This window comes from Neisseria sp. Dent CA1/247, assembly GCF_022870825.1.
In the GTDB taxonomy this organism is placed as follows: domain Bacteria; phylum Pseudomonadota; class Gammaproteobacteria; order Burkholderiales; family Neisseriaceae; genus Neisseria; species Neisseria zoodegmatis.
This window is the reverse complement of the sequence record NZ_CP091522.1, coordinates 554,532-566,501: the sequence shown is the minus strand read 5'-3', so window position 1 is coordinate 566,501 and position 11,970 is coordinate 554,532. Positions and strand designations below refer to the sequence as shown.

The following is an 11,970-nucleotide window of genomic DNA, read 5'->3' as shown; positions in this document are numbered from 1 at the left end:
AGACGGCCTCAAAGTTGGAACAGAACATATATTGCCTATTATCGTTTTAGTGATTAAAGAATGCAAACCCAATAACGCTGATTTTGATATAAATGATAATTTATATTGTTCTTAATACGATACTTGATTACAATGCTGTTCCGTATGGCAATTTTTATTCCGATTGAACTATTTATCTACTTAATCGTTCCAATTTGCTGAGTAGTGATTTGTCCCTACATCAATTTAAATTCAATGGTAATTTTTGAGAGGATTAGAAACATGATGAAAAAAACGCTGGCCGTTTCCTTAACCCTGATGGCAACCGCTCCCGCATTTGCCGAAGAACTGGTCGTTTACTCTTCACGCGCCGACAACCTGCTGCGCCCTGTTGTCGAAGCCTACCAAAAGAAAACCGGCGTTACCGTAAAACTGGTTAACGACAAAGCCGGCCCCCTGATGGAAAAACTCAAGGCCGAAGGCAGCAACAGCCCGGCCGACGTATTCATTACCGTTGACGGCGGCAACCTGTGGCAGGCTACCCAAATGGGCTTGCTGCGTCCGATTAACTCCGCCACATTGAAAACCAACATCCCCGCCAACCTGCGCGACCCGAAAAACCAATGGTTCGGCCTTTCCGTACGCGCCCGCACCATTTTCTACAACACTCAAAAAGTAAAACCGTCAGACCTTTCCACTTACGCGGATCTGGCTGATCCGAAATGGAAAGGCCGCCTGTGCCTGCGTACGTCCAACAACGTGTACAACCAATCTTTAGTCGGCACCATGATTGCCAACCAAGGCCAAGCCAAAACCGCCCAAACCGTTAAAGGTTGGGTAAACAACTTGGCTACCGAACCCTTTGCCAACGACACCGCCATGCTTGAAGCCATCGGCGCAGGCCGTTGTGATGTGGGTATCGCCAACACCTACTACTACGGCCGCTTGATGGACAAACAACCCACCCTGCCCGTAGGCGTATTCTTCGCCGATCAAAAAGGCAAAGGTACGCATGTTAACGTATCCGGCGCCGGTGTTACCAAACACACCAAAAAAGCCGCCCAAGCCCAAAAATTCATCGAATGGCTGAGCGGCAGCGAAGCGCAAAACCTGTTTGCCGACCTCAACCACGAATACCCCGCCAACCCGAAAATCAATCCCGATCCGAAAGTGGCCAAATGGGGCAAATTCAAACAAGACGTGATCAACGTATCGGTAGCCGGCAGCAACCAGAAAAAAGCCGTGATGCTGATGAAACAAGCCGGTTATAAATAAACAATAATCGGTAATCGCAAAAAGGCCGTCTGAAAATGTTTTCAGACGGCCTCTGCCTTTCTATCCAAGCAAATTCCGGCAAGCCGGCAAACCGTAGAACTTTTACCCGCCTCCGCACTCTTTAATCTATCTACATGATTCATATCAAACAAATATTGATTCACATAATGGAGATGATGATGAGTACAAAACAATGGTTAGGTATCAACGGCGCCGAAAGCCGCAACGCCGATAACAACACATTCGACACAAGCGACGGGCTGCTTAAACTTACCGGCCAAGTTGCCGAACAGACCGACAGAATCGAAATCCATATCTACTACTCCGACACGACCAAAAACAACCAAATCATCGAACGGCACTTACAAAAAAGCTTCATCCCCATCAATCAAGACGGCACGTTTACAGCAGAGATGAGCATTCCGCCATCCTTTAGCGGCGATATCCTGGCCGAATTAAAAGCCTTCGGCAAACAAGGCAACGTTACCACCACCCAAATGAACGGTCATTTAGATGGCAACGAACAGAAAATCGACATTGTTTCCGACAGCGGCGTCATCAAAGACAACGAATACGCGTGGCACAGCTATTCCAACAATCTGGAAATCAAAGGCAAAGTGGAGGCCGGCAGCCAATCGGTTCTCATCAGCGACGGCTATGAAAAACCAAACCACAACATGAAACACATCACCCATTTAATCGACGAAGAAGGCAATTTTTCCTACAAACTCGATAACCTCTCGCACGGCAACCACGTTATCAGCGTCGCCTCGATTGATGCCGACGGCAATTTCGCCTCGAATCTGTTTCACATCAGCGTCGGCCGCAAACCCGGCGGAGTGATCATGATTGACGGCGATGAAAATGTTTGGACCACCAAAGGCAAAGAAATCAGCGGTTCGCTGTTCGACAACCTGCACCCCGATTCCCGCGCCGCCTCGCCGCAAGTCATCTCTTTTTCCGTCGACGGCCAATACGTCCGAGCCGGCGAATCAATTGATATCGACGACGTAGGCACTATTAAAATCGAAAACAACCGCTACACGTTTACCCCGCTTGCCGACTTTACCGGACGCGTTCCCGACATCACCTACCACTCCTCCACCCACCTGATACCCGGTATCCGCAGCACCTTCCCCCGCAAACCCGATTACGATGATTCCGTGTTGTCCATCCGCGTCAACGACACCGCCGACAATCCCTACGAATACCGCTTGGAAGCAGGCGACAACACCCGCGGCAAAAACGCCGAGCTGCAAGGCAATATGGGTAAAGACGTTTTGATCGGCGATACGCGCAACAGCGCCGAATTGGATGTCAACGGCGAAAAAATCACCTACACCGTCAAAGCAACCCACGACACCCTCGAAGGCAACAACGGCAACGATATTTTGTTCGGCGACAACATCAGCACCGCAGACTTGGATTTCACCGCCGAAGACGGCAGCGATGCCTTCCACGCTTTGCAAGCCTACGTCGGCGAACACCTCGGCAGCACAAGCAACCCAGCCGTGCGCCACTTCATCGAAGAAAACTGGGCGCAACTGCTTGACCGCAGCGACAACGGCGGCAACGACACCCTGCGCGGCGAAGCGGGCAACGACATCTTAATCGGCGGCGCCGGCGATGACTATTTATTCGGCGGCACAGGCAAAGACAGCTATGTGTTCGTAACCAATAGCGACAGCGGCCACGATACCATCGTCAACTTCGATTTCGACCAAGACAAATTGGTGTTCACCGAGCTGCTGGATTTTGACCAACACTTCCTAGAATGGGATCAGCAAAAGCATGTTTTATCTTTCCGCGGCGAGGAAGACGGCCATACTTATCAGAATTCGATAACTTTCAAAGGCATCAAATCTGATATGACTTTAGACGATATTTTGAAAGTTCAGGAAATATTGGGCTGATCGGCATCGACGTTACCGCTTCACAGTGCCCATGACAAGAATAAGGCCGTCTGAAAATATTTTCAGACGGCCTTATAGTCTCTTGTTGCTAAGCCTTAGCCCAATTCGCGCTGCTTCTCACTCAACAATTGATGAATATGGCGGGCAATTTCCTGCCTGTCCGCGCCCGACGGCACGGGGTCGAGGAAATAAAGCTCTGCCGTACCGCCCGGCTGCGAAGCAATCATGCGGATGGATTCCACCAAACTGATGTCGCCGTAGTACGCCATGGCCGGATTGGGGCTGCTGCCGTCCGGATTGGGATAGCGGCACAACACCGGAATAAACGGCACGCCCGCTTCATTGGCCGCCTGAAAAAAGCTGGTTTTAAACGGCAGAATTTCACGGCCTTCGCTGCTCGTGCCTTCGGGGAACAGAGTAACCGTATCGCCGTTTTTCAGCGCCTCGGTAACATGGCGGATTTTCTGACTGTTGCCTTCCGTACCTTTGTTGCGCGTCACATAAACGGTTTGCGCCTGCGTGGCGAGATAACCCACCACCGGCCATTTCGCCACATCGTCTTTAGCCACAAAACGGCCGGGGAACGCGGCATTAATCGCCATAATGTCCAGCCATGAAATGTGGTTGCAGATCATCATCTGCCCCTGCCCTTCTTTCGGCAGGTTACCGTAGGTTTTGAGCTTCAGCCCGCAAGAGGCGAGCACGCGCAGCGACCACAATTGTATGGCGCGCAGTTTGCGTTGCTTGCTGTAAAAAGGAAACAGGAAAAACATTTCCAGCATGCCGTAAAGCAAACAGCCGGCGATGCAGAACAGTCGGAAAACAGTGCGTAAGGTTTTCATATTATTGAAGTGTGTGTGTGCAATACATCAGCAGGCCGTCTGAATAAGTTTTAGCGAAGCTTGCATCGTTCGCTTTAGCGAATCCCTCCAGCGGGTTTTCAGACGGCCTGATCGATTTATTTTAAAGTCGCGGGGCAAAACGTTGGAGATAGCGGTCGTTTAAGCGGTTGATATCCATCAGAATCAACACATCGGCACAGTTGAATGCTTCATCGACGCACGGTTCGCCGCAAAACCAGGCACCGGCGTTCAAATAGCCTTTAATCAACGACGGGCAAGGGGGATTTTCAACGGGATTCAGTTCGTCCCATTTGAGGGGATTGAGCGGACGCACGCACCATTGTTCAGGCGCCAAATGCTTTTCTTTTAAAGCGTGATACAGGCCGGCCGCTTCGTGGCCGCCATCGACAGTGCTGATGCTGCCGCAGCCGATCATAAAACGCAGGTTTTCATCGCGCATGAACTTCACCAAACCCGACCACAAAAGCATAATCAAGCCGCCGTTGCGGTAATCGGGGTGGATACACGCTCTGCCCAGCTCAACGGTTTGCGGCAGAATGTCTTTCAAAGGAGAGAGGTCGAATTCGTGTTCGCTGTACCACGAGCCGACGGCTTGTGCGCCTTCTTCGGTAATCAGACGGTAGCAGCCGATCACTTCGCCGGTGGCATCGTCAAAGGCTAACAAGTGGTGGCAATGTCGGTCGTATTCATCAACATCCAAACCGTCGCTGCTTTGGATGTCGGCGCCTAATTCTTCGGCAAATACTTGATAACGCAAGCGTTGTGCGGCTTCGATTTCTTGTTGGTTTTCCGCCAGTCGCACAGTCAGGCCGATTTTCGGGCCTGTGGTGTTGAAACGGCTTTTATGGGGCATATAAGCTCTCGTCGTCAGTAAGTAAGCCCGCTAGTATAACAGAGTGCTTTTGCATTTTTCCATACATAATACTGACAGTTACCGTTACTGAGGCCGTCTGAAAACATCTTTTTCAGACGGCCTCAACCACCTCGCTGGCACCAACTTTGCCCTACCTTACCCAACCGACACAGCCGCAACAATCAACCGGCCAAACCGCTCACAACCCTTTATATACAGAAAAAATCTGCTCATAATAACGGTTTTGCACCACCGCTGCACACCCGATGATTCCGCCGTGCTTTACCTATCGTTTTACACACCCAAACAGCTCGGCAGCCTTCAATAAGGCAGCGGAAAACGGCTTCGGTTCACTTTCTTTACCGGTGCGGATTTGTTGTTTTTCCGTCCACATTGTCCTGCTCACCGAGGCCGTCTGAAACCGATTACCGCACATTACCAGACTGGGCTGTCTTCTCATGAAAACATTTCTTACCACTCGCTACCGGATACTCAAGAAAAAAATCATCCACAAACTCAATCAAACCCAAAGGCTGTCGCGCAAAACGCTGGCTTTCGGCTTTCTGCTCGCCGGCGCGGCGCTGGTGGCACTGGTATCGCTGGCGTTTGCCAAAATGGCAGACTGGGCGCTCGAAGAAAACGCGCGGCTGGTCGGCGAATATCCGTGGTTTGCGTGGGTGGCGCTGCCGCTCGGCCTGCCTTTGATTGTTTGGCTGACGCGCCGTTTCGCGCCTTACACCGCAGGCAGCGGCATTCCGCAGGTGTTGGCCTCGCTGTCGCTGCCTTACGGAGCACAAAAAACCCGGCTGATTTCGCTGTGGCAAACCATGTTGAAAATCCCGCTTACCTTCTTGGGTATGCTCGCGGGCGCGTCTATCGGGCGTGAAGGGCCTTCGGTGCAAGTCGGTGCCGCCGTGATGTCGGCTTGGGGCGCATGGTGCAAAAAACACAATATCGCCTTCAAAGGCATGCAGGAAAACGATTTGATTGCCGCTGGCGCGGCAGGCGGTTTGGCCGCCGCTTTTAACGCTCCGCTGGCCGGCGTGGTGTTTGCCATCGAAGAGTTGGGGCGCGGCATACTGTTGCGCTGGGAACGGCAGATTTTCATCGGCGTCTTGGCGGCCGGTTTCATTCAGGTGGCCATTCAGGGCAACAACCCCTATTTCTCAGGCTTTCACGGCACCGAGTTGGACGACATGCTGATTTGGGTATTGCTGAGCGCACTGGTGTGCGGCGTGGCCGGCGGCCTGTTTGCCCGCATGCTGTATAAAGGTGCGGCGGCCTTTTCGCCCGAAAAATACCGCGGCTGGATACGCCGCCATCCCATTATGTTGGCCGGCGTTATCGGTGTGCTGCTGGCCGCGCTCGGTACGATTTATCAAGGGCAGACATTCGGCACCGGCTATCACGAAGCTTCCGATGCTTTACGCCGCATGTATGACGCACCCTTCGGTGTGGCCGCAGCAAAATGGCTTGCCACCGTGTTGTCTTACTGGGCGGGCATCCCCGGCGGTATTTTCACACCCTCGCTTACCGTCGGCGCCATGATCGGCCAACACATCGCCCAATTTGCCGACCTGCAAACCGGCGTCAATGTTTTGGTGTTAATCTGCATGACCGCCTTTTTAGCCGCCGCCACGCAATCACCGCTCACCTCCAGCGTTGTCGTGATGGAAATGACGGGCGGACAGAATCTGTTGTTTTGGCTGTTAATTGGTGCTATTTTTGCATCTCAAGTGTCGCGCCAGTTTTCACCCAAGCCGTTTTACCATGCGGCAGGCGCACGTTTCCGGCAGCGTGTTCAGGAAGAACATGCCGCCAAACAGGTCGATATTAAGGAGAACCGATAAATGGCAGTGAATCTAAAAGAAAAATACGCAGCAGAATTACTTACCGTAGACGGCGCACAGGTTTTTATCGGGCAGGCCGGCGTAAAGAAAGCTGCCCACGATGATTTAACGCTGATTGTGTTAAACACCGACAATACCGTCGGCGCGGTATTCACGCAAAACCGCTTCTGCGCCGCCCCCGTGCACATTGCCAAAGAACATCTGTCCAACGAAAACGGCATCCGCGCTTTGGTTATCAACACCGGCAATGCCAACGCCGGCACCGGCCTCAAAGGCCGCGAAGACGCCCTAACCGTTTGCCGAGCCGTCGCCAAGCAAATCGGCTGCGAACCGGAACAGGTGCTGCCCTTCTCCACCGGAGTGATTCTCGAGCCGCTGCCCGCCGCCAAAATCGTCTCCGCACTGCCCAACGTAAAACCCGCACATTGGAACGATGCCGCACGCGCCATCATGACCACCGATACCGTGCCGAAATCCGCCAGCCGCGAAGGCAGAATCGGCAACAACCACACCGTGCGCGCCACCGGCATTGCCAAAGGCGCAGGCATGATTTGCCCCAACATGGCCACCATGCTCGGCTTTATCGTGTGCGACGCCAACGTATCCCAGCCCGTGCTGCAAATGCTCACACAAGAAATCGCCGACCTCTCGTTCAACGCCATTACCGTTGACGGCGACACCAGCACCAACGACAGCTTCGTCATCGTAGCCACCGGCAAATGCGGCCAAAACGAAATCGACAATATCGCCGACCCGCGTTACGACCAACTGAAAGAGCTGCTCGGCAGCCTCGCACTCGAATTGGCGCAAGCCATTGTGCGCGACGGCGAAGGCGCCACCAAATTCATTACCATTCATGTGGAAAACGCCGCCAGCCGCGAAGAAGCGCGCAAAGTTGCCTATTCCATCGCCCATTCGCCTTTGGTAAAAACCGCGTTTTTCGCCTCCGACCCCAATCTCGGCCGCCTGCTTGCCGCCATCGGCTATTCCGGTTTGGAAAACTTCGATACCGACAAAGTACGCTTGTGGTTAGGTTCTGCTTTGGTTGCGGAACACGGCGGCAGAGCCGAGAGCTACACCGAAGAAGCCGGGCAGATGATCATGAACCAAGACGAAATTACCGTGCGCGTCGATCTGCAACGCGGCGGCGAACAGGCCACGGTTTATACCTGCGACTTATCGCATGATTATGTGTCGATTAATGCTGACTACCGCAGCTAATTAAACACAAGTGTTTTGAAATAACATGAGGCCGTCTGAAAAAATTCAGACGGCCTCATGTTATTTCATTGCTTCGTTCGATTACTTAAACATCACAAAGCATGTGCGCAACCCGACACCATTTGTTTCAAGGCATCAGGCTGGAGGATGCGGATATGCTTGTGCTCCACCAAAATCAAACCTTCCTGATGAAATTTCGACAATGTACGGCTTACCGTTTCCAGTTTCAGCCCCAAATAACTGCCGATTTCTTCACGAGACATACGCAAAATAAAATCGTTTGCCGCAAATCCGCGGGAATGCAGACGGTTCGACAAGTTCAGCAGAAAAGCCGCCAAACGCTCTTCCGCACGCATATTGCCCAACAGCAGCATCACACCCTGATCACGCACGATTTCACGGCTCATCAAACGGAAAAAATGGGTTTGCAGTCTGGGAATTTTCTGCCCCAACTCTTCCATGTGCGAAAAAGGCAGCTCGCACACTTCGCCGTCTTCCAACGCCACCGCATCACAACTGTGCGTATGGGCGCAGATACCGTCCATACCGATCAACTCGCCCGACATAAAAAAGCCCGTTACCTGATCGCGCCCGTCTTGGCTGGCAATGGTCGTTTTAAAAAAACCCGTGCGTATCGCAAAAAGAGAATTGAAAGGATCGCCGGCCCGAAACAGGCATTCGCCTTTTTTCAAGCGGCGGCTTTGGCGGATCACGGCATCAAGTTGGGCAAACTCGGCCGGCATCAGACCTACGGGGAGACACAACTCACGCAGAGAGCATGTCGAACACAATGTTTTCATCTGGTTTGGTACAGTATGTGCTGGCATACCCGGTTAACCTTTATTCATAAGCAGCGTGTGATATTACCCCGACTAATCAAATATTGACTCGCATCAAGGCACGTTGTCGATAACTTGCTTATTCTAGCAAAATACCCTTACTTTGCCTATGGATTAAAAATAACGGCTAAAGCTTCACTTAACCGCGCCTACACCGTACAACAGACAGGCTTTAAACAACACACGAAACCACACATGAATACCATCAATATCGCCATCGCCGGCCAATCGCCCGAATTCGACCGTAACCTGATCGCATCGCTGCCTTCCAGCGGCCCGCGTTACACTTCCTACCCCACCGCCGACCGCTTTCACAGCGGCTTTGATGCGCAAGAATACATTCATTCGCTGGATATGCGCCAAGCGGGCAGCCCAAACCAACCGCTGTCGCTGTATATCCATATTCCCTTCTGCAACACCATCTGCTACTACTGCGGCTGCAACAAAATCATCACCAAAGACACATCCCGCGCCGATGCCTATATCGAATATCTGGAAAAAGAACTCAACCTGCTGGCACCGCACTTAAACGGCCGCCATCCGCTGATACAGCTGCATTTCGGCGGCGGCACGCCCACTTTTTTGAACGACGGACAACTTGAGCGCGTTTTCGGCATGATACGCCGCCATTTTGACCTACTGCCCGACGGCGAATACTCGATTGAAATCGACCCCCGCAAAGTCAGCCGCGAGACCGTGCTGCATTTGGGCAGGCTCGGCTTTAACCGCATGAGCATCGGTATTCAGGATTTCGACCCCGAAGTACAAAAAGCCGTCAACCGCATTCAAACCGTCGAAGAAACCGGAGAAGTGATCGAAGCTGCCCGAGAAGCCGGGTTCAAATCGGTAAGCGTAGATTTGATTTACGGCCTGCCGCATCAAACGCCCGCAAGCATCAAACCCACCATCGACACCGTACTCTCGCTCAATCCCGACCGTTTGGCACTCTACCACTATGCCCACCTGCCCCACATTTTCAAACCGCAACGGCGCATCGACACCGCCGCCGTACCCGGCAGCGAAGCAAAGCTCGACATCCTGCAATATGCGGTGCAAACGCTGACAGCGCGCGGCTATGTATTTATCGGCATGGATCATTTCGCCAAGCCCGAAGACGAGTTGTGCATCGCCCTGAAAGAAGGCCGTCTGCAACGCAACTTCCAAGGCTATTCGACTTATGCCGACTGCGACCTCATCGCCATCGGCGTTTCTTCCATCGGCAAAATCGGTAATGCCTACGTTCAAAACGAACGCGACATCGACGCCTATTACGCCGCCATCGACGCAGGCCGCCTGCCGGTGATGCGCGGCTACCGTCTCAACAGCGACGACTTATTGCGCCGCGACATCATTCAAGATTTGATGTGCCGCTTTGCGCTCGAATTTGAAACCTACGAACGCGCGTTCGGTATTTCGTTTGCAGATTATTTCCGCGAAGAACGGGGCGATTTGCAGCATTTGGCCGAACTCGGTTTGTTGCAGCTGCGCGCCGACGGGCTGACGGTTACACCGAAAGGCCGGTTTCTCATCCGCAACATCGCCATGGTGTTTGACTACCATCTGCGGCATAAAGAAACCACGGCACAATACTCGAAGACGGTTTAGCGTCCCTGCCCGTTGAGGCCGTCTGAAAAAGCCGCAGACCGGGCATAATCGGCAACGGTTCCCACGATCCGTACGTATTCAACGCCAATCCCCCAGCGCAAGCCGTTTGCTGTTTGGCCGATATTTAAACGAACCTGCTTGGCGGGTTTCAGCGAAGCCTGCCTCTCCGCTTTCAGACGGCCTCAAACTTTTGAGGCCGTCTGAATTGTGCAAGGCTTCCGGTGCCGTCTGAAAAGGCCGTCTGAAAACGCGGAAAACAGCGATTGATTGAAAAGACGGTGTTTTTCGAGCAGAATGTTTCTTTTTTCCGCATGATTTATGGAACAACTCGAGTTCTTCGCCATCCCCAGCCCCTGCATCGGCGTTTGTGAAGCCAACAGCAAAGGCTATTGCAAAGGCTGCCTGCGCAGTCGGGAAGAGCGGCTGTATTGGCAGAAGATGACAGACACGCAAAAGCACCAAGTCATGCGCTTGATTGCCATGCGCCGCAGCAAATTGCAAAAGGCGGCGGGAGACAAGCATACGGAAGTTGAATTACCCGATCAGATGGGTTTTGATTTTTAAGGCTTTCACATCACAAAGCTATCCCGGCTTGGCGAAACATAACCGTTGATGCCCAATCCTAATCTATCGAACCCGGCTCCCAATACTAAAGGCCGTCTGAAAACTTTTCAGACGGCCTTCTTCATCGTTATCGAATCAATCAAACAAAATATGTAATCTCGATTAATTCCGTTCTTCGGCAATCGAACCATCCACCTCGATTTCCACGCGGCGGTTGGCTTGCAGGCAGCTGATGAGTACTTCGCGGCTGCTGTTTTCCGCGCACTGCTTTACCGGCTCGGTTTCGCCTGCGCCGGAAGCATGCACCACTTTGGCGGCCACGCCGTTTTTAACCAGATATTGGCGCACAGTTTCGGCGCGGCGGGCGGATAAAGCCAGATTGTAATCGTCGGCACCCAAGTAATCGGTGTGCCCTACTACGCGCACGCTGCGCAGCTGAGCTTTTTTCAGCTTCTTCACCAGTTTGTCCAACTCGGCACGGCCTTCAGGCTGCATATTGTCCAAATCGCTTTTGTCGAAAGCAAACAGCGCATCCGTCGATACGGTGTAACGTGCGGCTTGTTTGCCTGTGTCACCGGTCAGCACCGGGCAGACGGCGTTTTCAGGGTCAACCGCTTTCCAATGGAAGCTGCGGGCGTATTTGTGTTTATCGTAAAGGATTTTGAACTGGCACGTCGTTACCCCGTCGGTGCCTTGGCCGGGCGTGTGGAAGTGAAACACATAATCCCACTCGCGCACGCCGAACATGCCTTCGTTGAAATGCGGCCGGCCCAACAGCTTGTAAAACTGGTCTTTGGTCATGCCGGGTTTGATTTGCGCCAGCTCGTCGGCAGTCGGGAACGTTCCTTTGTTATGCTTAAACGATGGGGAAACTTTTTCCACGGCGGGGAAAACGGGGGTGTCGGTTGTGCCGTCTTTGCTCACGCGGCTTTTGGTTGCACATGCGGATAATGCGGCAGCCATCATCAGGCACGCGCCTGCTTGAAACATTGTTTTTACTTTCATGTC

The 11,970-nt window shown here is 52.7% G+C and carries 11 protein-coding genes; 6 read left to right on the top strand and 5 right to left on the bottom strand.

The features are described from left to right. Window positions 1-264 precede the first annotated feature (264 nt). Both LVJ85_RS02770 and LVJ85_RS13405 read left to right on the top strand, forming a co-directional pair. On the top strand, window positions 265-1,254 hold the full coding sequence (locus LVJ85_RS02770; RefSeq protein ID WP_370686949.1) for a Fe(3+) ABC transporter substrate-binding protein: 990 nt from the start codon (window positions 265-267) through the stop codon (window positions 1,252-1,254). 179 nt (window positions 1,255-1,433) lie between these two features. Then, window positions 1,434-3,167 carry a hypothetical protein gene (locus LVJ85_RS13405; protein WP_304653905.1) on the top strand — a complete coding sequence of 578 codons (1,734 nt, stop codon included), beginning with the start codon at window positions 1,434-1,436 and terminating at the stop codon, window positions 3,165-3,167. 95 nt (window positions 3,168-3,262) lie between these two features. On the opposite strand, the gene LVJ85_RS02760 is transcribed toward LVJ85_RS13405, so the two are convergent. Continuing rightward, window positions 3,263-4,009, bottom strand: coding sequence for a 1-acyl-sn-glycerol-3-phosphate acyltransferase (locus LVJ85_RS02760; protein ID WP_244741257.1), 747 nt, complete (start codon window positions 4,007-4,009; stop codon window positions 3,263-3,265). A 121-nt stretch (window positions 4,010-4,130) separates the two neighbouring features. After that, the gene (locus tag LVJ85_RS02755; RefSeq protein ID WP_244741255.1) at window positions 4,131-4,883 is read right to left on the bottom strand and encodes a GNAT family N-acetyltransferase; all 753 of its coding nucleotides are present in this window, start codon (window positions 4,881-4,883) and stop codon (window positions 4,131-4,133) included. A gap of 458 nt (window positions 4,884-5,341) precedes the next feature. On the opposite strand from LVJ85_RS02755, the gene LVJ85_RS02750 reads away from it, so the two are divergent. After that, window positions 5,342-6,733, top strand: a complete 1,392-nt coding sequence (locus tag LVJ85_RS02750) for a chloride channel protein (RefSeq protein WP_244741253.1) — start codon at window positions 5,342-5,344, stop codon at window positions 6,731-6,733. Continuing rightward, window positions 6,734-7,954, top strand: a complete 1,221-nt coding sequence (gene argJ / locus LVJ85_RS02745) for a bifunctional glutamate N-acetyltransferase/amino-acid acetyltransferase ArgJ (protein WP_244741251.1) — start codon at window positions 6,734-6,736, stop codon at window positions 7,952-7,954. Window positions 7,955-8,046: 92 nt separating this feature from the next. On the opposite strand, the gene fnr is transcribed toward argJ, so the two are convergent. Continuing rightward, window positions 8,047-8,781: a fumarate/nitrate reduction transcriptional regulator Fnr gene (gene fnr / locus LVJ85_RS02740; protein ID WP_244741249.1), complete on the bottom strand. Its 735-nt coding sequence runs from the start codon at window positions 8,779-8,781 to the stop codon at window positions 8,047-8,049. Window positions 8,782-8,988: 207 nt separating this feature from the next. On the opposite strand from fnr, the gene hemN reads away from it, so the two are divergent. Further along, window positions 8,989-10,398, top strand: coding sequence for an oxygen-independent coproporphyrinogen III oxidase (hemN, locus tag LVJ85_RS02735; RefSeq protein WP_244741246.1), 1,410 nt, complete (start codon window positions 8,989-8,991; stop codon window positions 10,396-10,398). 78 nt (window positions 10,399-10,476) lie between these two features. Here hemN and LVJ85_RS13320 read toward each other — a convergent pair whose 3' ends face one another. Further along, window positions 10,477-10,611 carry a hypothetical protein gene (locus LVJ85_RS13320; RefSeq protein ID WP_255733832.1) on the bottom strand — a complete coding sequence of 45 codons (135 nt, stop codon included), beginning with the start codon at window positions 10,609-10,611 and terminating at the stop codon, window positions 10,477-10,479. 105 nt (window positions 10,612-10,716) lie between these two features. Between LVJ85_RS13320 and LVJ85_RS02730 the strand changes: the two genes are divergently transcribed. Next, entirely contained in the window at window positions 10,717-10,962 is a 246-nt protein-coding gene (locus tag LVJ85_RS02730) for a DUF1289 domain-containing protein (RefSeq protein ID WP_085364373.1), read from the top strand. A gap of 162 nt (window positions 10,963-11,124) precedes the next feature. On the opposite strand, the gene LVJ85_RS02725 is transcribed toward LVJ85_RS02730, so the two are convergent. Beyond that, window positions 11,125-11,967, bottom strand: coding sequence for an OmpA family protein (locus LVJ85_RS02725; RefSeq protein ID WP_244741244.1), 843 nt, complete (start codon window positions 11,965-11,967; stop codon window positions 11,125-11,127). Window positions 11,968-11,970: the final 3 nt, after the last annotated feature.